General features: G+C 71.2%; 17 protein-coding genes and 1 pseudogene. 3 read left to right on the plus strand and 15 right to left on the minus strand.

Annotated features, from left to right (window positions below; translation table 11 throughout):
• Positions 1-618 precede the first annotated feature (618 nt).
• The 7 genes and pseudogenes from ACIBSV_RS30550 to ACIBSV_RS30580 all read right to left on the minus strand — a co-directional run.
• A complete protein-coding gene (locus ACIBSV_RS30550; protein ID WP_395868683.1) occupies positions 619-2,979 on the minus strand; it encodes a sulfatase-like hydrolase/transferase in 2,361 nt (786 codons plus the stop codon).
• 1,126 nt (positions 2,980-4,105) lie between these two features.
• Positions 4,106-4,729 (minus strand): HD domain-containing protein, encoded by a 624-nt coding sequence (locus ACIBSV_RS30555; protein WP_395868685.1) that lies wholly within the window; start codon positions 4,727-4,729, stop codon positions 4,106-4,108.
• Positions 4,730-4,928: 199 nt separating this feature from the next.
• Positions 4,929-6,128, minus strand: a complete 1,200-nt coding sequence (locus ACIBSV_RS30560) for an LLM class flavin-dependent oxidoreductase (protein ID WP_395868687.1) — start codon at positions 6,126-6,128, stop codon at positions 4,929-4,931.
• A complete protein-coding gene (locus tag ACIBSV_RS30565) occupies positions 6,125-7,468 on the minus strand; it encodes an NtaA/DmoA family FMN-dependent monooxygenase (protein ID WP_395868689.1) in 1,344 nt (447 codons plus the stop codon). The genes ACIBSV_RS30560 and ACIBSV_RS30565 overlap by 4 nt, the downstream gene beginning before the upstream one ends.
• Before the next feature lie 340 nt (positions 7,469-7,808).
• Positions 7,809-8,819 carry a TauD/TfdA family dioxygenase gene (locus ACIBSV_RS30570; RefSeq protein WP_395868691.1) on the minus strand — a complete coding sequence of 337 codons (1,011 nt, stop codon included), beginning with the start codon at positions 8,817-8,819 and terminating at the stop codon, positions 7,809-7,811.
• A gap of 41 nt (positions 8,820-8,860) precedes the next feature.
• Positions 8,861-9,847 carry a hypothetical protein gene (locus ACIBSV_RS30575; protein WP_395868693.1) on the minus strand — a complete coding sequence of 329 codons (987 nt, stop codon included), beginning with the start codon at positions 9,845-9,847 and terminating at the stop codon, positions 8,861-8,863.
• Positions 9,848-10,910: 1,063 nt separating this feature from the next.
• A pseudogene (locus ACIBSV_RS30580) lies at positions 10,911-12,446 on the minus strand (M4 family metallopeptidase); the annotation flags it as partial.
• A gap of 1,538 nt (positions 12,447-13,984) precedes the next feature.
• Here ACIBSV_RS30580 and ACIBSV_RS30585 point away from each other — a divergent pair.
• Positions 13,985-14,581: a polysaccharide deacetylase family protein gene (locus ACIBSV_RS30585; RefSeq protein WP_395868695.1), complete on the plus strand. Its 597-nt coding sequence runs from the start codon at positions 13,985-13,987 to the stop codon at positions 14,579-14,581.
• A 146-nt stretch (positions 14,582-14,727) separates the two neighbouring features.
• Here the strand turns inward: ACIBSV_RS30585 and ACIBSV_RS30590 are convergent, their stop codons facing one another.
• The 3 genes from ACIBSV_RS30590 to ACIBSV_RS30600 form a co-directional block, all read right to left on the minus strand.
• Entirely contained in the window at positions 14,728-16,167 is a 1,440-nt protein-coding gene (locus ACIBSV_RS30590; RefSeq protein ID WP_395868697.1) for a hypothetical protein, read from the minus strand.
• Positions 16,168-16,650: 483 nt separating this feature from the next.
• Entirely contained in the window at positions 16,651-17,550 is a 900-nt protein-coding gene (locus ACIBSV_RS30595) for a phosphotriesterase (RefSeq protein ID WP_395868699.1), read from the minus strand.
• Positions 17,547-17,960: a carboxymuconolactone decarboxylase family protein gene (locus ACIBSV_RS30600; protein ID WP_395868701.1), complete on the minus strand. Its 414-nt coding sequence runs from the start codon at positions 17,958-17,960 to the stop codon at positions 17,547-17,549. The genes ACIBSV_RS30595 and ACIBSV_RS30600 overlap by 4 nt, the downstream gene beginning before the upstream one ends.
• Positions 17,961-18,052: 92 nt before the next feature.
• On the opposite strand from ACIBSV_RS30600, the gene ACIBSV_RS30605 reads away from it, so the two are divergent.
• Both ACIBSV_RS30605 and ACIBSV_RS30610 read left to right on the plus strand, forming a co-directional pair.
• The gene (locus ACIBSV_RS30605; protein WP_395868703.1) at positions 18,053-18,616 is read left to right on the plus strand and encodes a CGNR zinc finger domain-containing protein; all 564 of its coding nucleotides are present in this window, start codon (positions 18,053-18,055) and stop codon (positions 18,614-18,616) included.
• A gap of 135 nt (positions 18,617-18,751) precedes the next feature.
• Positions 18,752-18,997 carry a helix-turn-helix transcriptional regulator gene (locus ACIBSV_RS30610; protein WP_395868705.1) on the plus strand — a complete coding sequence of 82 codons (246 nt, stop codon included), beginning with the start codon at positions 18,752-18,754 and terminating at the stop codon, positions 18,995-18,997.
• Between the two features lie 109 nt (positions 18,998-19,106).
• On the opposite strand, the gene uxaC is transcribed toward ACIBSV_RS30610, so the two are convergent.
• The 5 genes from uxaC to ACIBSV_RS30635 all read right to left on the minus strand — a co-directional run bounded on the left by uxaC (position 19,107) and on the right by ACIBSV_RS30635 (position 24,064).
• The gene (gene uxaC / locus ACIBSV_RS30615; RefSeq protein WP_395868707.1) at positions 19,107-20,510 is read right to left on the minus strand and encodes a glucuronate isomerase; all 1,404 of its coding nucleotides are present in this window, start codon (positions 20,508-20,510) and stop codon (positions 19,107-19,109) included.
• Between the two features lie 371 nt (positions 20,511-20,881).
• Entirely contained in the window at positions 20,882-21,586 is a 705-nt protein-coding gene (larB, locus tag ACIBSV_RS30620) for a nickel pincer cofactor biosynthesis protein LarB (protein ID WP_395868709.1), read from the minus strand.
• Positions 21,579-22,424, minus strand: a complete 846-nt coding sequence (locus ACIBSV_RS30625) for an asparagine synthase-related protein (RefSeq protein ID WP_395868711.1) — start codon at positions 22,422-22,424, stop codon at positions 21,579-21,581. Before ACIBSV_RS30625 ends, larB begins: the two co-directional genes overlap by 8 nt.
• 84 nt (positions 22,425-22,508) lie before the next feature.
• Positions 22,509-23,882 carry a mannitol dehydrogenase family protein gene (locus tag ACIBSV_RS30630; protein ID WP_395868712.1) on the minus strand — a complete coding sequence of 458 codons (1,374 nt, stop codon included), beginning with the start codon at positions 23,880-23,882 and terminating at the stop codon, positions 22,509-22,511.
• The gene (locus ACIBSV_RS30635) at positions 23,879-24,064 is read right to left on the minus strand and encodes a hypothetical protein (protein WP_395868714.1); all 186 of its coding nucleotides are present in this window, start codon (positions 24,062-24,064) and stop codon (positions 23,879-23,881) included. The genes ACIBSV_RS30630 and ACIBSV_RS30635 overlap by 4 nt, the downstream gene beginning before the upstream one ends.
• Between the last annotated feature and the right edge of the window lie 16 nt (positions 24,065-24,080).

Here is a 24,080-nt window from a genome sequence, read left to right on the forward strand (position 1 = left end):
CGAGTGCGTCCGGCCACAGCCACGGCGACGCGTCGACCGCGAGGACGATTCGCCCGTCCGCGGCCCCGGGCAGAGGCAACCGCGCCAACACGTCCCGCAGTGGGTCGGTGTCGATCCGAGAGCTCGATTGACCGCGTCGTAGAGCACTCCGTGACCACTGCGGTGCTCCAGTGCGAGCGACAACCCGACCAGCGTCCTCATCGGACCGTCCGCACGCAGCACCGCGTCGTCCGCCAACTCGAACAGCGCATCCTTTCGGCCCTGCCGTCCTCGGCCGGCCGGGCCGTGCCTGGCGACGGTTCGGCGGTCCTGGCCGGGGGTTCCAGGACCGCGAGGCGCTCGAGGTGTCCGGCCTGGGTTCTCAGGCCACGAGCCCACGCGGCTCCGGACTCGCAACTCCCGCCCCGTTCCGCCTTCCACAGGCCGGCGGACTCCGCGCGCCGCCGGTTCGTCTCCTCCCGCGCGACGACGTTCTCCGGTTCACCGGCGGCGAGCCCGGCCGCGATCGCGTGCTCGACTGTGGGTCATCCGCCGGTACCAGGCATCGATGTCGTGCGTCATCGAGTCGCCGTCGTCGGGGAGACGTCGCCGGCCGGTCCTTTCCGTGGGGCGGCCCGCCTACTGGCGGGCCATGTGCATGCGCATCTCGCTGGGAACGTCGACGATCAGGTCACCGGACAGGTCGACGGTGACGCTGTGGAGGGTGCCGGTGAAGCGGAACGGCGGCCGGTAGTCCGGGGTGACGGCCGATCCGGGGTTGGCGCCACAGGCCATGCCACCCGGGTTGAACGTGATCGGGGTCGTGACCGGCATGTCGCTCTCACCGACGAGGCGGCCGTCGATGTAGAGCTGGGCGCGGCCGGGCGCGCCCTTGCCGTGGGCCATGTCCGGGGCGCCGGTGGGCTCGAACTCGAAACGCAACGCGTGCCGCCCTTCGGGCACGCTCTCGCCCGAGACCACGTGATACAGGGCCCGCTGGACGTAGTTGTGGGCGTAGTGCAGCCGGCCGTCCTTGACGTAGAGCGACCAGCCGCCGGCGTTGCCGCCCTGGCACAGCAGGACGCCCTCCGCGCCGCCGGGCGGGATCTCGACGTCGGCGACGACACTATGCGGCCGGTTCAGGACCCGGGGGGCGACCGCGGCGGGCAGGACCTGGGTGCCGGGGCGGAAGGTGTAGCCGGTCCGGTTCTCGGTGATCTGCGGGCGCTCGGTCATCACGCGCTCGAAGGCGCTGCCGTCGATCGGCATCACGTTGTACTTCCCGGCTTCCACGTACCACAGGGCGATCATCTCGATCAGCTTGCCGCGGTGCTCCCGGGCCAGATTGCGGGTCTCGGCGATGTCCTCGTCGACGTGGTAGAGCTCCCAGTGGTGGGCGTCGAGGTCGTCGAGGTCCGTCACGGTGATCGGGGTGCCGAAGGGCCGCTCGGCCTCGGCGAAGGAGGGGCCGGGCCAGGGGCAGACCGCCCGCCATCCGTCGTGGTCGATCGCCCGGTGCCCGAGCATCTCGTAGTACTGCGTGCGGTGACGGGTCGCCGCGTCGGCGTCGTCGAAGGTATGGGCGAAGCTGACGCCGTGGATGGGTGACTGGGTAACGCCCCGGATGGTCGCGGGCGCCTCGATCCCCAGGACGTCCAGGACGGTGGGGACCATGTCGACGATATGCGCGAACTGGCCGCGGATCTCGCCGCGGGCGCGGATGCCGGCGGGCCAGTGGACGAGGAAGGGGTCGCTGGTGCCGCCGCGGTAGGTCTCGCGCTTCCACCGCCGGAAGGGGGTGTTGCCCGCCCACGTCCAGCCCCACGGGTAGTGGTTGAACGTGGTCGGCGCGCCGATCTCGTCGATCCGGGCCAGGCTCTCCTCCAGCGCCTCGGGCGCGTTGTTGAAGAACTGCAATTCGTTGGTGGTGCCGGTCACTCCGCCCTCGGCGCTCGCACCGTTGTCGGAGACCATCATGATCAGCGTGTTGTCGAACTCGCCGGTCTCCTTCAGGAAGTCCAGCAGCCGCCCGATGTGATGGTCGGTGTGCGCGAGGAACCCGGCGTAGACCTCCATCATCCGCGCGGCCAGACGCCGCGCGTCCGGCGTGAGCGACTCCCACGCGGGCACGTCCGGGTCGTGCGGAGACAGCCGCGCGTCCTGCGGCACCACACCGAGCTCCTTCTGCCGGGCGAAGGTCTGCTCGCGGTAGACGTCCCAGCCGTCGTCGAACCGTCCCCGATAACGGTCCGCCCACTCCGCCGGCACATGGTGCGGGGCATGGGTGGCGCCGGTGCACAGATTCAGGAAGAACGGCTTGTCCGGGGCGACCTGCTTGGCGTCGGCGATGAACGACATCGCCCGCTCGACGAGGTCCTCCGTCAGGTGGTAGCCCTCCTCCGGCGTGGCCGGCGGCTCGACCTGGTGGTTGTCGTACACCAGGTCCGGATGCCACTGGCTCGTGTCGCCGCCCAGGAATCCGTAGAACCGCTCGAAGCCCCGCCCCAACGGCCACCGGTCGTACGGGCCCGCCGCCGACTCCTGTTCCGAGGGCATCAGGTGCCACTTGCCGACCATGTACGTGTTGTAGCCGTGCTGGAGCAACATCTCGGAGAGGAACCCGTTCTCGAACGGGATGCGCCCGTCGTAGCCCGGGTAGCCGGTGGCCAGCTCGGTGATCGCCGCCATGCCGTTGGCGTGGTGGTTGCGGCCCGTGATGATGCACGAGCGCGACGGCGAACACAGCGCGGTGGTGTGCATGTTGTTGTACAGCAGCCCGCCCGCGGCCAGCGCGTCCAGGTTCGGCGTCTCGATCGGACTGCCGTAGCAGCCCAGTTGCCCGAACCCCGTGTCGTCGAACACGATGAACAACACGTTCGGCGCACCCGCCACCGCCCGCACCGGCTGCGGCCACGCCGGACTCGACTCGTCGGTCGTGCGCCCGATCACCCCCGGGAACCGCTGCCCCGGTCGGTACTCGCTCCACGACGACTGCGCCATCTCGGTCTCCGTCCCACCGGCGGCACCAGCGCCGGTGATGTGTGTGCGGCCGGGCGGCCTGCCACGACCACAAAGCCCTGCCATCGACGCGGGATCCATATCGACAGCCGGGCAGGAGACGCCGGCTCCGGCCGGGCCCCGGGCTCCTCCACGCTAGGACGCCACCTCCACCACGGCGACCGGGGTGCGCCGTCCGGGCCTCCGGCGAGAAGGCGATTCGAGGCCCCGACCGAGGACGACCCGGTGATCCGGCAGGGCCTGATCCACGCCTCGACCGTCGCCGTCGCGCTGCTCGCCCTGGTCGAAGTCGAACAGCCTTCGCCCCTTCTGCGCACTCGCCCACCCGCCCGGTCGGGGCACGTACCGGCGGGCCGAGCCGGTTCCCGCCGAACGGGCCGTCGGGAACCGGGCGCCGGGACACCCGCCGGTCGCCGCGCGGGCATGGGCGTGGGCGTGGGCCTGGGCGTTGCGGCGTTCGACTCACCGTGTCCGGTCCGCGTCACGCGGTCGGGTCGCGCCGGGCGTCTCCTCGTCACCTGGATGCCCGGTTGCTCGTTGTGCCCGTCGTGGTGGCCCGGCGTCCCCCCGTCGCCGCGCCCACCTCATCCCGGTGGTCCCTCCCCCGATGCCGCCGGGTGGCCGGGCGCGTCGGTCCCGGCCGGCGCGACGCCGGCACCGACCGCGTCCCGGGAACCGCACACGGGCCGCCCGCTCCACGGCGGCTCAGTCGTCGTGCCGCGGCCGGGTTCGCCCGCCGGGAGGCGCTCCGGCAACGCGCGTCGGCGGCGTCCGGCGAGCGTCGCGGCGAGGACCCTGCGGTCGACGTACGGCCCCAACGCCGTTTCCACCAGCCCCCCGCAACTCGGCCCGAGCCGGCGCCTCGACCTCACTGCACCGGCCGGTCGACGTCGAAGCCGTGCCGGGCCGCGAACGCCGGCCGGCGGGGGCGTCGCGTTTGCGCTGGACCGCGGGCAGCGCATACGCGCGGACCTGCCCGTGGGCGACGGTGCCCCACTCGTCGCCGACGCCTTCGGGACCTCGAACGTGGCCGCCTCCCACCGGGCCCGGAACGGCCTCGGTTCCTCCCCGCGCCTTCCCGCGGCGCCGCCTCAGCGCCTGAGCCGGATCACCGGTGGGGAGCGCCGTCGGCCAGATGGGCGAACGTCTCGAGCCAGCTCGCGTACCACTGGCGAAACCACGGGTGACCCTGGGCGAGAGGGACGATGGTCCGCGCCGTCTCGCGGTAGTACGAGCCCCGTTTGTCGGGTCGGGGATGCGAATCCAGGCGCTGGACGTTGCTCAGGCGATCCGCCAGTTTCACCACGAGCGCGTCCGTCGGCGCGCTCTGCAACCGGCTCAGATAGGCCTCTCGGGCCTCGGCCGGGGACTGTCCCTCGGCCGGTTCCGGTTTGGTCACCCACTCGACCAACTCCGCGACCCGATCGCCGAAACCGATCCTCACCGCCTCCGGCGAGCATGCCGTGTCCTCCACCACATCGTGCAGGACCGCCGCCCGCAGGACGTCGACATCGACGATGCCCAGCGTCTCCACGAGAACGCGCACGACCTCCAACAAGTGCTCGACGTACGGCTCGCCCGCCGGCCGGACCTGGTCCGCGTGCCAACGCACCGCGAAGTCCACCGCCGTGTCGAGCAGTTCCAGGTCCCCCGGGGAAAAGCGGCTCGCCCATCCTTCCCGGAGAACCGGCCAACCGGCCTTCGCCTCGAACCTCTCGAGCACGATGCTCACCACTCGCCCTCGTGTTCGCCGACCGGCACCGAACGGCCAACGCTACCAACCCACATCACGCGGCCGTCTCCCCCGCCGAACCACTCGACCACCGCGCCTACCCCGTTGTGGAGATCGAGGTCGCCGAGATGGTCTCCACCGAAATGCTCCTCGCGGTCTTCGGCTACTCCCTGTACTCAGGGTGCACACCGAGTCCTTGTCAGTCCCTTGTGTACCGGTTGACGGCCCGCGGAAGGCCGAGACGGGCTCGCAGGGTGGTCGTGGTGTAGCCGGTGCGGAAGGCCTTGCGTTGCCGGAGCTCGGGGACCAGGGCGGTGGTGATCGCCGTCAGGTCGTGGGGCAGGGCCGCGGGGCGTAGGCGGAAGCCGTCGAGGCCGGCCGGGCGCCAGTCGAGAAGCAGGTCGGCCAGTTCGCCCGGGGTGCCGGTGAAAATGTGCGCGTCGGAGGCCAGGGCGGCGCCGTCCAGGCCGTCGAGGCGGTTCTTGCGCCGGGCTGCGGCGCCGGGTTCCTCGTCCAGGAAGACCACCAGGTCGGCGAAGGTCCGCAGCGGTTGGTCGACGGGTCGGCCGGCCTTGGCTTTGGCCTTGTCGACCGTGCCGAGGATGGTCGCGATGTCCGCGCGGGAGTGTGGGGTGAGGTAGACGACGTCGGCGGCCGCCGCGGCCAGTTCGTACGGTACGGAGGCATGGGCCAGGACCGTGACCGGTGGTTGGCCCTGGGGCGGGCGCGGGGTAATCGAGGGGCCGCGGATGCTGAAGTGTTCGCCGACGAAGTCGATGTGGTGCAGTTTGTCGCGGTCGATGAAGCGTCCGGTCGCCGCGTCGCGGATCTCCGCGTCGTCCTCCCAGCTGTCCCACAGCCGGCGGGCGACCTCGACCACGTCGGCGGCCTCGCCGAACAAGTCGCGCAGGCGTTTGGCGATCAGTTCCGTCTCGCGGATGTCGTCCGGGGTCAGGGCGGGTGTCGTACGCCTGCCGAAGTGGGTGGCGTCGGCGGCGCGCGAGGAGATTTGCGGACGCCAGCCCGCACGGCCGCGGCTCGCGTGGTCGAGCGTGGCGATCCCGATCGCGACGTGGAACGGTTCGGTGTGGGTGACGTTCGTGGTCGGCACGAGTCCGATGTGGGAGGTCAGCGGGGCGAGGGTGGCCGCGAGCAGGACCGCGTCCAGTCGGCCCCGGACCTGGTCGGTGCGGTCGTCGGGCCGCTCGAACGAGGCGGATTGCATGGCGAGCGCGTCCTCGAAGGTGACGAAGTCGAGCAGCCCGCGTTCGGCCTCGGCGACCAGGTCGGCCCAGTAGCGGGCGGTGAACAGGTCGGCGGGTCGGGCGTCCGGCTCACGCCAGGCCGCGGGGTGCCAGCCGGCACCGTCCAGCGCGACGGCCAGGTGCAGCGGGGTCACGATGTCTCCTTCGCGCGTGGCGCTTTCAGGCCGAGGTGGTCGCGGAGTGTGGTGCCGGTGTAGTCCGTGCGGAAGACACCCTTCTCCTGGAGCAGTGGGACCACCCGGTCCACCAGTTCGTCCAGTCCGGAGGGTGTGAGGTGGGGGACGAAGACAAAGCCGTCGGCGCCGTCGCTTTGGACGAACTCGTCGATGGCTTGCGCGATTTCATGTGCGGTGCCGACGAACGTCTGTTGTCCGGTGACCTCGATGACCAGTTCGCGCATGCTCAGCCCACGCGCGTCGGCGAGTTCCCGCCATCGGCGGGCAGTCGCGTCGCGGTCCTTGCGGAAGGTCGAATGCCCTTGGAGGAGGAGACTGTCGGGCGCGGGGTCGATGTCGGGCAGCGGGCCGTCCGGGTCGTACCTCGACAGGTCCCGGCCCCAGACCGCCTCGACGAAGGTGAGCGCGGTCTGTGGACCGACCTGGGCCCTGCTGATCTCGGCCGCGTGCTCGATGGCCTCCTCGGTCGTATCGCCCAGTACGTAGGTCGCGGTGGGGAGGATCTTCAGGTCCTCGGGCGCGCGGCCGTGTCGGGCGAGCCGTCCCTTGACGTCCCGATAGAAGGCGCGGGCCTGTTCCGGGGTGTTGTATTTACTGAAGACGACGTCGGCGTCGGATGCCGCGAACTCCCGCCCTTCGGGGGATTCGCCGGCCTGGATGATCACCGGGTGACCCTGCGGTCCACGCGGTGTGCCGAATCGTCCCGAGATGTCGAAGTGCGCTCCCCGGTGCGCGAATTGCCCTGCGCCGGCCCGGATGAAGCAGGCTCCGACCGGGTCGGCCGGGATGTCGTCCGGCCGGCGGCTGTCCCACAGTTCGCGTGTGGTCGACAGGAACTCGGCGGCGCGCGCGTAGCGTTCGGCCTCGTCGAGGAATCCGCCGCGACGGAAGTTCTCGCCGGTGAACGCGTCGAAGCTGGTCACCACGTTCCAGGCGGCCCGACCCGCGCTGAGGTGGTCCAGCGTGGCGAGCCGACCGGCGACCTCGTACGGTTCGTTGAACGTGGCGTTGACCGTCGCGGCCAGTCCGAGGTGGGTGGTGATCGCCGCGAGGGCGCTGAGCACGGTGAGCGACTCCGGCCGACCCACGACATCGAGGTCGTGGATGCGGCCCTTGTGTTCCCGCAGCCGCAACCCCTCGGCCAGGAAGAAGAAGTCGAACTTCCCACGTTCGGCGGTCCGGGCCAGTCGGGCGAACGAGTCGAAGTCGATGTGACTCTCGGATCGCGGGTCCGACCACACGGTGGTGTTGTGGATTCCGGGCAGTTGCGCGGCAAGATGGATCTGCTTCACCGGCACGACGCGACCGCCCGCCTGTTGCGGTGGCGGCGCGCCGGCTCGGCTCGGCCGTGGTCCGGGGATGGCTCCCCTGGTCGCGTGATGTGGTTGCGCATGGTCTGCATCGTCGAACCTTCACACTTATGTGAAGGTCAATCCGACCCGGCATGGCGTGGATCACATCGACTCGCGTGCCGCCTCGGGAGCGAGAGCGGCGTCGGAGCCGGGGCCACTCGGACACCCCGCCGTCAGGATCACCAGGTCCCCACTACAGCACATCCCCGGTCGGCACCCGCGGACGCGCCGGAAGTCACGCCCGCACCGCGTACGTCAAGCACCCACCCGTGGGGCTGGACGCTGCTCAGCGGGCGAGTATGTGGCCGTCGTGGGGGCGGTGGTCCCGGGAACGGCGCAGGTCGGTGGTGACGTAGGTGCGTTGCAGCCAGTGGTCTGCTCCGTCGTAGCGGGGGTGGAAGGCGGTGCGGCCATGGACGGTGACGCGGTTGTCGATGATGACCAGATCGCCGGGAATCAGGCGCAGGGTACGAGCGGTCGCCTCGCAGGCGCGGCCGAATTCGGCCAGCGCCGCGGTGGCCCGAGGGGTGAGCGGGGTGGTGACGAGTTGGGCCATCCGTATGTCGGGATCCTCGACCGCTCCCGACAGCACCGCTCGGGGCTTGACGTCGGGCTCGCTCACGGCAGCGTCGGGGCCGAAGGAAGGTGGTGGTGTGGTGATGAACTCCGGTGCGAACAGGGCCTGGCGGCCGGCCGGTGTGAGAAGCGGCAGTGCTTGGCGGATACCGGCGACGCGCATGCCGGCGATCCGGTCGTGGTCGGCGCGCAGGCACAGGAAGATCACATGGTCGGGTGGGTGGGGGTGGAAGCCGTTCTCGGTGTGGAAGGACAGCGGCACCGATCCGGCGTTGCCGTGGAAGCTCTCCTGCCCGGGCACGGGCACGACGTCCTGCACGAGGGCACCGGATTTCTCGGCCCGGTAGGCGAGAGGCTCGCCCAGCCCGCAGGCCACCATGGTGAGCATCGCGGCCGAGACGGTGGCCCGACGCTGGACGGAGCCGGGTACGGACGGTGTCGCGGGCAGGGCCGCCCGATCGACGGGCAGGCCGCCGATCACCAAGGTGCCGTGCGGGCCGGATTGCCTTCGAAACCGGCGCACCGCACGGCGCAACGGCAACGGCAGGTCCTCCCAGGCGTCCCGGGCCCGGGCCACCCACTCGGGGTTGTCGACTTGGTCGTGAACGCCGGTGCACAGGGTGCGGGCCTGCCGCTCGCACGCGTCGGCATCGGCCGGGTCGAGTGCCCAGTCGCCGGCGACGGCAGAGCTTCGGGTGGTGCCGGGCGTCGTCTCGGGCATCAGGGTCTCCTGCCGCAGGTGTGGGTGGCGGACACACGGACTCACGAGTGGCGCAGGCCGGCCACGGCGTCGGCGACGTAGTGGTCCCCGAATCGGATCAGGGAGGCGTACCGGGCCGCGCGGCGATGGCGCATGTGCCGTAGTTCGGCGACGGCGTTGTCGGGGCCTTCCGGTTTCTGGGCGATGGAACGATGCAGATGCACCATCGAGTACGCGAGGGTGACGTGCCGTTCACCGTCCACGATGTCGGCTTCCAGGAGTGCGCCCCGTACCTCGGCCAGCTCCGGGGCGCGGGCCGCCAACTGCTCGTAGGGGTCGGGAACCACGGACAGCAGGTCCTTCATCGCCGCCCGGAACAGCTTGTATCCGCGATGTTGGCGCCCGCTCAGCGGGACGTCCACCGACGGAGGCGCCATGGTGTGGCGTATCGCCGCCATGTAGTAGTCGGCCGGGACCGTACTGGCGTGCGTCATGGCCGCCGGAAAGCCCCGTACATACACCGTCGCATCCGCCAGCCGCAGCAGCGCGGCATCGCCGTCGCCGTGCCGCAGATGGCGGGTGGCGTCGGCCACGGCGACCGCGGCGCAGACGTTGAACAGGACATGGACCTGGTGCCCGATGAGCCACCGAGCACTCCACACACTCTCCAACGACGCCCCCGAGGCAGGCTCGGGGACGGCCACCGGCGGTACGGAGTCGGGGTCGGCGCCCGGCGCCGCGCCGGTGAGGTCGAGCACCGACTGCCGCATCCCGGCCGCCTCCAGCGCCAGGTCGGCACCCGACAGCGGAGCCTCGCACAGGTCTTCCAGACCGCGGTGGACGACCAGGCCACCGTGCAGGGCGGCCTGCTGATCCGACAGTTCCCCTTCACGGACCCGGAAGAACGATTGACTGGTCGACTCCGCCGGCAGTCCCTCACCGGCCACGGCCGGAGCCAGAGCCGACAGCGCGGCCACCAACTCACCGGCAGCCACGGCGGCCTGCCGCAGCGCGGCGGTCCGCTCGACGGGTCTGGCATGAGTCGCCAACCCGGCCAGCACACGCGCGGTGCGCCTCGCCTCGGCACCGACTCGCGTGCCCAGCGCCGGGACGGACCGCCCGCCTCGGGGTTCACGGAAAACAGCGACTGCTGGATGATCGGCAACCGGCGATATGTCCATGGCTGAAGTTCGCCAAGAACACCGCACACGAAACCCTGATCCACAAGACCGTTCCTGTGCGGTGCGCCGGAGTTGGCCGGCGGGGTCCGCGGCGGCGGGTCCGGCATGCCCCGCGGACTCCGGTCCGAGGTCCGGACAACCACCATCCACGGCACCGGACCGACCGATTGTGAATCCCTGCCCGACGTCACCGCGGTCCAAGGATCGGGTCGGGAGATCGTCGGCGCCGCGCAGCAGGGCGCAGCGGTGGCGGTGTGAGCACCCCGCACGGACGGCGTCACCGGTTTCCGGCGCACCCACTCGGCGTGCGGCTCGGGCATGGGACCCTCGCCTTTCTCCGCCTCCGGAACGAACGGCCCTCGCAGGAAAGGTACTTCGCTCACGGCAGGTACCCGCCCGGGTCCGGAACAACGGCCGTGCCGCCGAGGGCGGTTGCTACCGCCCCACACGTTGGCGGCCCAAGGGCCGCCGGCACAAGGGGAATCGGGAACTCGGCCCGAAACCACCCCGACGCCGTTCACACCGACCCGCCCTGCCGGACCTCGCCCGCGCAACCGGCCGCACCTCGACGCCACCATCTCGTCGATCGCGACCGGCTCGGTTCTGCTCGTCTACGCGGCCTGCTTACCGTACGTCTGAGCTCTCGCGTCCGAGCCGTCACGCTGGTGGTGCAATGAACTTGGTGGGGCTGGTGCGATCAGGGCGTCGGAACCGTTCCTGAACAGTAGTCCCGCTCGCCGAGCTTCACCCGCGCACCGTAGGGAAGTTGCTGACCGCACTGAACCGCCCGACCCCGCATGGAGGATCGAACGTGAGACGGAGCCGTTCGATCCACAGACCCCCGACGCGGCGAACGAGGCCGCGGCGGGTGGCCGCGGCCTCGTCCGAGGGCGAGTGTCGGATGCCTATCGGGGTGCGTTCGGTATCACGGGCAGGTCGGGTCACCGGGCTGGGCCGGGACGCTCACCGCGTTCCAGGCCGCCTTGGTCTTGTTGAACAGGCCGCAGGTGGAGTCGAGCGCCTTGGCGGACTTCAGGGTCGCGGTGCGGTACTTCTTGTAGGTCATGCCGCTCGTCTTGAGCAGCATGCCGCCGTAGAAGATCTTGCCCGCGGTTTGGATTCCGACGCCCGTGAGTTGCGTGTTGTTGCAGGTCGGGCTGGAGGGCTTGCCGCCACCGGGGTTCGTGCCCTCGGCGAGCAGGTAGAACCAGTGGTTCAGGGGCCCGGCCGCCGCGTGGGTCTCGGTGCCGGGGATCGAAGAGCTGTAGCAGTTCGGGTTGTTGTTGACCAGCGAAGGGTTGTACATGTTGCGGATCGGGCCGCTGCCGACCAGGTTGACCGTCTCGCCGACCAGGTAGTCCGGGCGGTCGTAGGGCGAGGGCTCGTTGGTGTACGCCTCGGTGAGCGCGCCGAAGATGTCACCGGTGCCTTCACCCAGGCCGGCCTCGGCGCCGGCACCGCCGGGAGTGAACTGGTCTATGCCGTGCCCGAATTCATGGCCCACGACGTCCATGGACGCGATCCACTGGTTGCCCTGGTTGCGGCCGATCTGGACCTGCGAACCGGTCCAGTAGGCGTTGATCGCAGGGAGCCCGACACGTACCGGCCAGCTTCCGCCGTTGCCGTTGTGCCCGTTGCGACCGAGCCAGTCGCGGAGCATGTTCCATTCCTTCTGCGCGGCCCACAGGGCGTCGACGCAGCCGGTCTCCTTGCTGGTGGCGTTGCCGTTGCCCCAGGTGTCGGTGGCCTTGGTGAACACGCCGCCGCTGTAGTCGGCGCAGGACAGGCCGGGCCGGGTGGTGTCGATCATCTTGTAGTTGCCGGCGCTGCCGCTGGTGTTGATCGTCAGCGGGTTGGGGCCGTTCCACTGGCTGGTGCCGGTACCGCCCTTGACGTCGTCGTAGGAGTCGAGCATCCGACCCGAGCGGGCGTCGACGAAGACGTGCAGCCGGCTGGGTGCGCTCTCGGTGCTGCCGATCAGCACCGTCTCCCAGGCCAGGTTCGCGGAACCCTCCCGGACTCGTACGACCAGGCGTCGCGACTCGACCTTGTCGACGACCTTGAGTCGCGAACGCGAGACGTTCTCGGCCGCGCCCTTGCCGACGGTCGGCTTGACGGGGACGTCGATCCGCAGATCGGTGGCCGACTCGGCGGCCCGGACGTTGCCGTTGCCGTCGGCCAGCACCGCGGCGCTCGCGCCGACCACGGGCAGCCCGCGGTAAGTGCGCTCGTAGGCCACGGAGTACAGGTCGTCGACCCACGGGGTCACCTGCTGCCGCACGTAGCTCTCGTTGGGGCCCTTGGCCAGGACGTCCTGGCCGCTCGCGGCGGCCTTGTCGGCGGCGGACACCGCCGCTGCCAAGCCGGGCGCGGGCGGAGGGGTCGCCGCGTTCGACTGGGACGTACCGACCACGAGGCCGGCGAGTAAAGCCAGGACCGACCCGACCGTCACCGTGCTGCGTTTCATCGAGGCTCCTTGGATAGAGGACAGACCTCGACCACGAGTCCGACTCTCGTCGGTCCGCGGGGTGAGCGGGACCGACCATCGCGCGCGCCGGGTTCGTGCCCGAACGAACGAAACGCTCACACGGGCGCAAGTCGACCGTCAACGAATGTGATTGGCGCGGCACATTCTGTCAACAACCCACGCACGCCCTCGTCGAGCACGCGGGCCGCCCGCTCCCCTCCCCGACAACCGGGCGCCCACGAAGGCGAGTTGGCGCGAGTGGGGGCAAAGAACGCGGACCGTCGGGCGGGGTGGCTACCCGGTTGGGGACGTGCAGTGCACGCCCGGGCGTGAAGAGCTGCGGTGACGACGGTTCGAGACCGGTTCGGAGAGCAGGAACACGCCATGGCTGACGGGACACCCGCGAACTTGCCCGACGAATCGGCGACGACAGGGTGGCCAGGACAGGTGTGGGGGCGTGGGGGCGTTGGGCTGGGGCCAGAGCGAGGCGCGCGGCCGGGACGGAGTGGCGCAGGGGCTGTGATGGTGGCGGTGGTGGTGTCGGTGGTGTCGGTGGTGTCGGTGGTGTCCGTGGTGTCGGTGGGGTCGTCGTGGGGCCGGTGGCGTTCGGGCGTCGGTGCCGTGTGGCGCGGCGTACGGGCGTGCCGGTGCGGGTGGCTCCGGCAGGTCCCGCGGTGGGAGCGGGTGTATGGGCGGCGCGGGTGGCGAGGTCCGGCGCGACTGTCGGCCCCGCGCTGGGGCACCCCGGGCTGCGCGAGGTCGTGGGGGTGGCGGCGGTGGGTGTGCAGCGGCGGGCGGTGCGGGTCGGAGGGTGGCGTCGGTCACTTGGCAGGGTTTGGTGCGCGGTGCTGATGGTGCTGATGGTGCGTGTGGGGTTGACGGTTTGAGGATGACGCAGATCAGACGCTTGGTGACGGGTTGTCGCACGGGCGTTGACACATGGTCGCCCGTTGCGCGAAATCGGAGAATCTGAGCAAAGTCGACATTCTGCCCGAATCAAGTCGCGCCTACACGCGTGACCCGTTGCCGATTCTTCCGGAGTTCGTGTGCCTAAGCCCGTCCTGACGTCCCAGCCGTCCGTCGCCCGTCGCGTGCAAGCCCCAGCGCTCCCCGGTCGGGGTGTCGCCCGCCGACTCCCGGCCCTGGCGGTGGTCGGGGTGCTCGCGGTGACCGTCGCCGCGTGTGGCTCCGGTGACGGCGCGGGGTCCGCCCGGACCGACAAGGCAAAGGCAGCGGCGGTACCCGTGAATCCGCCCCCGACGACCACCCCGAACCCGGCACCTGACGGCCCGGGGGCGCGGGGCGCGTCCCCCACCGGCCCGGCCGAGACGACCGCCCCCGGCCCGTCGGGCCCGCAGCCGTCGGCGTCGGCACCCTCGAAGCCGCACCCCTCCGCTCCGCCGACGGGTCCCGCGTCGACGACCCCGGGCGCGCCCTCGTCGGCCGCGACGCCCCGCGGCTCCGGCCACGCCGCACCGGCCGACCCACCCGCGCCGGCGGCGAATCGGGCCGCGGACATACCCCCGCCGCTCGTGCCCATGGGCATCGTGCGGAGCACCACGGATCCCGGTCACCGCACGGTCGCGCTCACCTTCGACGACGGCCCCGACCCGCGGTGGACTCCGAAGGTGCTCGCACTCCTCGACGAGTACGACGTCAAGGCCACCTTCTGCATGGTCGGCCCCAACGCCTCGCGCCACCCCGATCTGGTGCGCCGTGTGGTCGCCGCCGGCCATCGACTGTGCGACCACTCGGTCACGCACGACGAGCAGATCGACAAGCGGTCGGCCCCGCGAGTCGAGCACGAGATCGTCTCCGCGCGCGACGAGATCGCCCGGGCCGCCCCCGGCCACGACGTCGACTGGTTCCGCGCGCCCGGCGGCGCGTGGTCGCCGACCGTGCGCCAGATGTCGGCCGCGTACGGCATGAAGCCCCTCGGCTGGTCGGTCGACAGCCGGGACTGGGAGAAGCCCGGCGTCGACGCGATCCTCGACAACGTGCGCCGTGAGCTGCGCCCCGGCGGCGTGGTCCTCATGCACGACGCGGGCGGCGACCGCACCCAGAGCGTCGAAGCGCTCGCACGGCTTTTGCCGTGGTTGAAGGACCAGGGCTACCGATTCGCGTTCCCGGGCTGAGACAACCGCGCCCCGGCCCGCCCCCGCGCGTCGGTGGCCGCGCGACGGGCAACGTACTTGCGCCTACGAAATCGGTGCCCGCGCGTCGCGGGGGTCGGGCTGCCGCCCAAAGACCCGATCGGTCTTCGCTGTTCGCGCCGGTCGAGTCAGCTGCCCGGGTGGTCCTTCACGTACCGGGCCCATGTGCGTTCGAAGGCGGCTCGGTCCAAACCCGTGGCGGCGGTGAGCGCGGCGTCGAGGCGACTCGCGTCGCGATAGACCTCGGCGACGAACGTGTGGGCCTTGTCCGTGCCGAACTCCTCGGCCAGAAAGCGGATTGCCTGCATCGAGAGGTGGTAGTTGATCGACGTCGTCGCGGGGTCGGCGCTGTGGATCTCGCCGTCGACGGGGAGCCTGCCGGTGAATCTGCCGTCGTTGACATACGCCCGCGCGGTCGGGTTGTACTTGTTCGCCATCCGCGGGTCGGACCACGGCAGCGACTCGGCGAATCCTTCCGCGACCCAGCTCACGTGCTCGGTCCACGCGGGGGCGAATCCGGCAACCATCGCGTGACCCAGCTCGTGTTCGACGATCTGCTTGAAGATCGCGTCGTCGGAGGTGGCGAATCCCTTGCCCGCACCGTCCACCACGACGCGACAACCTACTTGTCGCGTCTGTTTGCCGTCGGTCAGCGTGAGGGGAGCCAGGCTCACACACACGCCCGCAGCGGGGCCGCGCCCCTTGGTCGACGCGATCTCTTCGAAGGTACGTCGATCGGGTGTCACGTAGACGACGAAGCGATCGACGGGCAGTCGCGGGCCGCGCCACGCGTCGAGATCGCGTCGGGCCGCGGCCTCCGCCTGGTCGGCCCAGGTCGCCGCCTCGGCCTTGTTCGCGACGGCCGCGGCGAGGACCACATGCGGACGCCTTTCGACCACCAGGGCGGTCTGATCCCACGGCATCGGGTACATCACCCCGCCGTAGGGAGCGGTGGAGACCGCAGTCATCCACAGGGGACCGCCGGCGGACGTACGGTCGAAGGTCCATCGGTAGTTCTCCGCAATCGCCACCGGGTCGACTCCTTCGACGCGATGCACGAAGGAGACCACGACCATGACCGCGGCGCGACCGGAGTCGGAGACCGACCGAGGGGGCTGGTTCGACACCGTGTATCGGGCCTCCGCGAACGGGAACAGCGCCAGGTTCGCGAACAGGCGGCGCTGCTCCGCGATCAGTTCGCCGGCCGTCGGGTCGATCGGCGCGACGAAGGCGTCCACGTTGTGTTCCGCCAGGGCGCGCGAGCGCGCGGCGACCACCGCCTCCACTTCCTCGTCGCGGATCTCGGGACGCTGCAAAGCCGCCTGCGCGGCGCCCGCCGTTCGATCGTCCTCGACCCGCTGGTGCCGTTCGCCCGCATTCGTGGTGCCGCCGATCACGCCGGTGGCGACCAGCAGGACCACGATCAGGGCGACGGCGATCGACGCAGCTACGGTCACGAGCATGGCGCGCCGCTCGACGCGAGGTTCGTCGGCGTCGTGCCGTGGATCGCCGCCGACGCGGCCGGTTGCGGGCGGCGTCGAGTCGCCGGGAACGGGTGTGTCGGACATGCCGGTTCTCCCCTTGGACCCCGGCGCCAGGCGAGCCCACCCCGGTCCCGGACCGGCGATCCGATCAAGTATGCGCCGAGGCTATCCAGCACCGCCCACGAAGCAGCACGCGACCCGGAGCAGCGATGCCGGGCCCCGACCATACGCGGGGCCGCGTAGCGTCGGCGAGCGCCCCGAAATGGTGAACCCCGGTGCGCATTCGAGCAACGACCCATACGGCGACGGCGCGGACGAAGGGCAAAGCCCCGGAGCCGGTCGAGCTGCGCTGCCTGGGCCCGCCGCCGCCGAACCATGTGGTCTCGACTCGACGGCGACGCCATTCCCTCATGGCCGGACGATCCCAGGACGTCGTCCGCTCACACCGCCGGAACGATACGCCAACTGCCCTACGGACAAAGGCGGATCCCGGCCGCGCCTCCGGACACCGCATGGACGACCCGATGAGACGCCCACCGGACAACACCACGAGACCCACCGGTCCTCTCACGCCCAGTCGGCGGCGAACGCCCGCGCGGGGTTGTCCACGAACACCTCGGCGGCGAACTGTTCCCCGAACTCGCGTACCAACCTCGGGCGCAGGCTGTGCAGTAGGAAGGGTATGCCGGGCCCGCCGCCGCTGGACGCGCGCGCCGTCGCTGTCGTGGTGTCGCCGCCGAGCAGGATCCGGTGGCCGTGGCCCGCTTCGGCGAGCGCGGCCAGTTCGTCGAACAGCCGCCAGTCGGTGGCGTGGTGGGCGCGCGAAGGGCCGTCGAAGGAGAGGAACGCCCCGGTGTGGGCGGCGTCCAGATGAGCACGCGTGTCGGGCGAGCGGCCCAGATGGCCGAGGATGACCCCCTCGGGGCGGACCCCCAGTGCTCCGCACAGCAGGTCCATGACCTGCGTCGCGGCCGTGCCGCCTTCGAGATGGACGGCGATGGGCGCGTCGGTCGCCCGGTGTGCCTCGGCTGCGGCGGCCATCACGTGTCGTGCGTGCGTGTCGAGGCCGTGGAAGCCTCCGGCGACCTTGATCAGCCCCGACCGGACCGGCGCCTTGGTCAGGTCGTGGACGAACAGCTCCGCGAGCCGGTCCCGGATCCGCGCGAGGTGGTCGGGGTCGTAGTGGACCGCCTGGTGGAGTCCGGTCGCCGAGACGACCTGGATGCCGGTCTCCCGGGCGAGTTCGGCCAGGTCCGCACGACGGCGACCGAGTCCGTACGGCGTCCACTGCACCACGGTCCGTCCGCCGAGCCCACCGAAGGCGCGGAGTTCGGCGGCGGCGGCCTGCCGGTCGTCGAGTTCCTGGCCCGCCAACACCGGGCTGCGGAAGAACAGGTGGTCGTGCGCATCGGTGACACCCATGTCGGGGGCGGGAATATCGCCGAGCACGGTACGGATCGCGCTCATCCCGCGTCGCCCCCGCTCTCGTCGGCGGTGGCCGCGAGCGCGCCGGCGGCGACCCGCAGCCCGGCAAGCGCCTTCGGCACCCCGATGTACGGCGCGAGATGGACGAACACCTCAATGATCTCCTCGGCGGTCAGCCCGACCCGCAGGCCGCTCCTGACCTGGCCCTCCAGCTGTGGGTCGACCCCGCCCAGCGCCGTGAGCGCGGCCAGGTTGAGCAATTGCCGATCCCGCAGGTTCAGACCCTCGCGTTGATATGTGCCCCCGAACAAGGACGTCACGATCCAATCCGGGAAGCCGGGCGCGATGCGCTCCAAGCCGGGGAGCGTCGCCTCCTGGGTGTGCCGGTCCTGGAGGTCGTCCAACAGTCGGTAGCCCTGCGCGCGGTCGAAGCGCGCCTCACGCAACTCCATGATGATTTCCCATCCTGCCCATCCGGCGTCCATGTAACGGGTGTGCCGTTACATCTCGATCAGCGTAACGCCTCAGGCGTTACGCTGTCGCCATGCAAAACGAAGACGCCCTGGCCTTCCGGTTCGACTGCGGCGCGACCTGGCTCAACCTGCTCGCCACCCGAGGCCGCAGCTTCAGCGCGCACCCGGTCGAACGCATCGCCACACCCGAGCGGCTGGCGGAATGGGTCGAACACAGCGAATTGACACCGCTCCGCAGGCTGACCGAGGTCGACGTATGCCGTACCCAGGGCCTTCGCGAGAACCTGCGCCCTCTCGCCCTCGCGGTCGTTACCCAGGCAACACCACCGGCCGAGGCCGCCACCGCGCTGACCCGCTTCCTCAACGAAGTCACCGATCCCGTAAGGCTCGTGGTCACCGATCGGCTCACCCGCGAACCCCCGCCCACGATGGACGCGGCACTCGCCCGCATCGCACGCCAGGCCGTCGACCACCTCACGGGCGCCGACCGCCACGCCCTGTCCGTCTGCCCCGAACACGACTGCCGTGGCGTATTCGCCAATCCGACCGGCCGCCGCCGCTGGTGCCCCTCCCCGGCCTGCGCCAGCCGCGGCCGGGTCCGGGCCCTTCGCGAACGCCGGCGAACCGCCGACTGATCGGGAATACATCGGATGCGGGGGTCGGCGGGCCACGGAGATTCGGAGTGGACGGCGGGTCCTGCGGCGGGGCCAATCCGGGTGCCGGCGGCGGTGCGCTGTCGGCACACCGCCACGGCCGCGCTCATCGGTCACATGACCGACAGCCCGCCCCCGGTGATCGACCGGGAACTGCTGCGACGCTTCGGCGCTCTGACGCCCAGGGAGCGCGACGTGGCCGTTCTCGTCGCAAGCGGCCTCGGCAACGACGAGATCGCGGCCCGGATGTCCGTGTCGCCGTTCACCGTGAAGACCCATGCGGTGCGGGCCATGACGGAGGTCGGCGCACGTGATCGAGCGCAACTCGTCTCGTTCGCCTTCCCGGCCGGCCTCTACCCCTGAGCCCGCCGAGCAGGACTTCGAGCGTGCCCGCAAGAACCAGCCCGGTCCCGGATGGAAAAGGCGAATCGGCGCCGGACGCCCGTCGAGGGTGCGGGTATCGAGGCGGTGATCACAGCTTGAACGCCTTTCGCGGGTTGACCGTGACCAGATCCACGGCCGTCTCCATCGCCTCGTCCTCGTCGAGTCGGTGCTCGGCGACCAGTTCGGCGAGATAGCCACAGTCCAGCCGCCGCGACATGTCGTGTCGGGCGGGGATGGAGCAGAAGGCTCGGGTGTCGTCGACGAAGCCGGACGTCCGGGAGAATCCCGCTGTCTCGGTGACCGCGCGCCGGAACCGGCGGATGGCGTCGGGGGCGTCGAGGAACCACCACGGGGCGCCCGCGTAGACCGAGGGGTAGAACCCGGCCAGCGGAGCGATCTCCCTGGTGAAGACGGTCTCGTCGAGGGTGAACAGGATCAGGTGGAATCCCTCGGCGGTTCCGTACCTGTGCAGGAGCGGACGCAGGGCGTCGGTGAACTCGGCGCGCAGCGGGATGTCGTGGCCGGTGTCGGGGCCGTACCGGTGGTGGGTGGGCGCGTGATGGTTGCGGCGCACGGATGGGTGCAGGGTCATCACCAGGCCGTCGTCGCAGGACATGCGAGCCATCTCGAGCAGCATGTGTCGACGGAAGGCGACGCCCTCGGCTTCGCTCGCCGTGCCCCGCAAGGCGGCCCGGTAGATACGGGCGGCCTCGCCGTGGGTCAGCGGTTCGGTGCCCACGTCCGGGTGGCTGTGGTCGGCGGAGGTGGCGCCGTGCGCGATGAAGTGGCGTCGTCGGTCTTCCAACGCCCGGATGTAGCCGTCGTAGTCCGAGGTGTCGATGTCCGCGGCCTCGCCCAGGCGGGACATGGCTTCTCCCCAACCCTGACCGGGCTCCAGGTAGCGGTCGGGTCGGAAGGTGGGCAGGACTCGCGCCGTCCAGGTGGGGTCGGCGGCAAGTGCCCGGTGAGCGGCCAGATCGTCCGCGGGATCGTCGGTGGTGGCCAGCACCTCGATGCCGAAGCGGCGGAACAGCGCCCGCGGGTGGAAGGCCGGATCGGCCAGCCGCGCGGCGATCCGGTCGTAGATCCGGTCGGCCGTGGCGGCGGCGGGCCGCTCGGTCACGCCGAAGATCTCGACGAGTTCCGCCTCCATCCAGTAGCGGACAGGGGTCCCTCGGAAGGCGGTCCAGTGCTCACACATCGTGCGCCACGCCTGGCGGCCCTGCTGTTCGGACAGTGGTCCCTGCCCTACCCCGAGTTCGTCCAGCGGGACACCGCAGGCGTGCAGCAGGCGCGTGACGTAGTGATCGGAGGAGATCAGCAGACTCGCCGGGTCGCTGAACGGCTTGTCGTCGACCAGCAACCGCGGGTCCACGTGACCGTGTGGCGACAGGATCGGCAGATCGCGGACCGCTTCGTAGAGACGGCGGGCGACGGCGCGTGCTTGTGCGTCGACGGGCAAGAGCCGGTCGGGATGGAGTGAGGAGGGCATACTCCGCATGGTTGTCCGCAGCCGGAGGCCACGGCAATCGGTTGTCATGTGTTGCCACGAGAGCTCGTGTGCGGATGTGGGCACAGGCGCCGATCGGCAAGGCCCGTCGACGACTTGGGCCATGCGTGGGACCGAGCGCCCTGCCGCCCTGACGGAGAAAACCCCGACGACACGGATCGAGATGGGACGGCATATCAGGACGCCGCGGATGGCCAGGCGACTGCGCGGTCTGCCACCCGTTTCACATCCGATCACGGACCTCGCGTCCGATCATGGACCTCGCCTCCGATCACGGACCTCGGGTCGAGGCTGGACCTCGGGTCGGCGCCGGTCCTCGAAACCGCCGGGGGTATCCGGCCCCGGGGCGCGGCTCATTCCCGCCCGGCCGACCCCCACGACGGAGCGCCGGCCGCCGCCGGCGTGACGGGTGCCGCGATCTGCGCGGCGAGGTGCCCGGCCCCGAAGCCGTTGTCGATGTTGACGACCGCGACCCCGGGGCTGCACGCGTTGAGCATCGACAGCAGGGGTGCCAGGCCGCCGAAAGCCGCTCCGTAGCCGACGGAGGTCGGCACCGCGACGACGGGCGCGGCGATCAGCCCCGCCACCACGCTGGGCAGCGCGCCGTCCATACCCGCGGCGACCACCACGACCCGGGCGGAACGCAGCAGGTCGAGCATGCCGATCACGCGGTGGAGCCCGGCGACGCCCACGTCCACGGCCGACTCACAGCGCCGTCCCAGATAGCGGGCGGTCAGTTCGGCCTCGAGCGCCACCGGGAGGTCGGAGGTACCCGCCGCCAACACCACCACGAGACCTCCCTCCGGAGCGGGCGGTTCGGGCGGCCACACCAGCAGCCGGGCGTCCGACTCGTGCCGGGCGTCGGGCAGCTCGGCGAGGACGGCCCGCGCGTGATCGGGACCGGCGCGAGTGAACAGGGCCACCGCCCGGCCGCGCTCGCGCAGCTCGGCAGCGATCGCGCCCACCTGGTCCGGGGTCTTCCCCTCGCAGAAGATCGCCTCCGGATATCCCCTACGGTCGATCCGTTCGTGGTCGAGGCGTGCAAACGATTCAGCCATGGCGGACTCCGATCAGGGAAAGCGTGAAGGCACCCGATTGCATGCCTGCGAGATCGACGGCGACCATCCGGAACCCGGCGGCACGGACCACCGCCAGAGCCTCCTCGCGCAGGTCGCCCGCGAGCGCCGCGATCTCGGCGACGGGCACCTCGATCCGTGCGACATCGCCGTGGTGGCGGACCCGGCAGTCGCTGAAGCCAAGCCCCCGCAGGCCCCGTTCCGCCACCTCCACCTGTCTCAGCTTTTGCGGTGTGACCTCACTGAAGTGCGGGATCCGCGAGGCCAGACAAGGCGCGGCCGGTTTGTCCGCGCACGGCAGGTCCAGCGCGGCGGCGATCCGGCGGACCGCCGCCTTGTCCAGGCCCGCGTCGGCGAGCGGGCGCAGCACCCGGTGGCGCACGGCGGCCCTGCCGCCGGGACGGTCCGCGCGCACCACGTCGTCGGCGTTCTCCCCGTAGGCGACGGCCGTCAGGCCGTGCGCCCGGACCACCTCCGCGGAAATGCGGGCGAACAACTCGTCCTTGCAGTGGAAGCACCGGTCGGGGCCGTTGGCCCGGTAGGCCGGCAGGTCGCCCTCATGGGTGGCGACCTCGACCACGCGCGCACCGATCCTCGCGGCAACCCGCAGGGCTGCCGTGCGCTCGTCCGCGGCGAGGCTGGGCGAGACGCCGAGCACCGCGACCACGCGGTCGGCGCCCAGCGCTCGGACGGCCAGGGCCAACAGCACGGAGGAGTCCACTCCCCCGGAGAAGGCCACACCGAGCCGTCCGGGCGTGTGGAGCAGTGTTCCGACGCGGTCGGCGGCATCGCTGTCGGTGTCGGACAGTCCGGGGAGCATGACGTGCTTCTCCTCCTGCTGATACTTGTCGGTCCGGGGGGTGTCCCAGGTTTCCGACGTCCACGCCGATGACGACGTCTTCGGTCAGGCGAGTTCCCAGGCGCGGGCGGTGAGCGCCTCGACCAGTTCGGTGTCTCGGGCGAGGGCGGGATCGAGGAAGGCCAGCACGGCGTGCGCGGCGTCGGACGGTGATCCGGTGAGGACCGGGGCTGCGCCGTCTCGTACGGGGATCCCGTTGCTTCCGCGCAGGTGCAGTAGCCACGCGGCGATGACGCGGAGCGCGCCGGGCGGCATCGCCCCGGACGTGCGCTCGGCGTAGAGCGTGGGAAGGACGCGCACCGGGATCTTCTGGGCTCCGTCCTCGGCGATCTTGGCGAGGGTGTGCCGGATGCGCGGGTTCGCGAAACGGGTCGTCAGCGCGTCCCGGTAGGCGGCCAGCGCGGTTTCCGGGAAGTCCAGGTGGGCCGAGGCCTCGACCCACCACTCGCGCACCCAGACCCGGCAGACCGGATCGGCCACGGCCTCGGCGACGGTGGCGTGCCCGCGGAACGGCGCCGCGTACGCCAACAGCGAGTGGGCGCCGTTGAGCAGCGACAGTTTGCGTTCCTCGTACGGCGTGACGTCGGCGACGAAGCGGGCACCGGCGTCCTCCCAGCGGGGCCGCCCGGCCGGAAATTCGCCGTGCAGCACCCACTCGGTGAACGGCTCGGTGACGACGGGGACTTCGTCGCGGCGCCCGGTCGCGTCGCGGACGGCGGCCACGTCGTCCGCGGTGGTCCACGGGGTGATCCGGTCGACCATGGTGCCGACGTACGAGGCGTGCGCGGCCGCGTCGCGCCATCCGGGGCGCCCGATCGCGTCCGCCAGTTCGCCGATCACCCGTGCGGTGACCTCGCCGTTTCCCGGCAGGTTGTCGCACGGCACGACAGCCACGGGGCCGCCGCCCGCGCGCTGCCTGGCGGCCAGCCCGGCCAACAGCCGCGCGGCGACGGTCGATACCGGAGCGTTCGGGTCGACCCGGAGTGCGGCGATATCGGCACTCACATCGGCGCGTCCGGTGTCCAGGCCGCCTCCGGGGGTGCGTGTGTACGCCGCCTCGGTGACCGTCAGGGTGACCACCGCGAGTTCCGGCCGCCGCCAGTAGTCCAGCCACGCGGCGTGGTCGCCGCCGGAGTGCGCCGAGGTGAGCGAACCGACCACCTCGAAGCGGTCGCGGTCGGGAGCACGGGTGGCCAGCGTGTAGAGCCCGTCCTGGGCGGTCAGCCGCTCGGCGATCGCGGTGCTGCGCCCGGTGAACGCCGCGATGCCCCACCGGTCGGCGTCGCCGGCGTGCTCGGTGTACCAGGCCTGATGGGCCCGGAAGAAGCCGCCCAGGCCGAGGTGCAGCATGCGCACCGGCGCGGCGGGGCGTCCGTCGACCGCGCGGGACAAGGGCCGGGTCGCGGGTTGGGCGGTCACAGTTCGAAGACCTTTCGCGGGTTGACGCTCACCGGTTCCGCCGCCGCCTCGAACGTCTCGTCCCGGTAGAGCCGGTGCGGTGACGGGATCGGCAGGTCGCGCACCATCTCGTGGCGGCGCCGGGCGAGAGCCCGCACACCGGGGTCGACGGGAAGTAGTCGGTCGGAGTGGAGGCTTGGCATGACGGCATGTTCGTTG

Origin of the sequence: Embleya sp. NPDC050154, assembly GCF_044460165.1 — a bacterium.
In the GTDB taxonomy this organism is placed as follows: Bacteria; Actinomycetota; Actinomycetes; order Streptomycetales; family Streptomycetaceae; genus Embleya.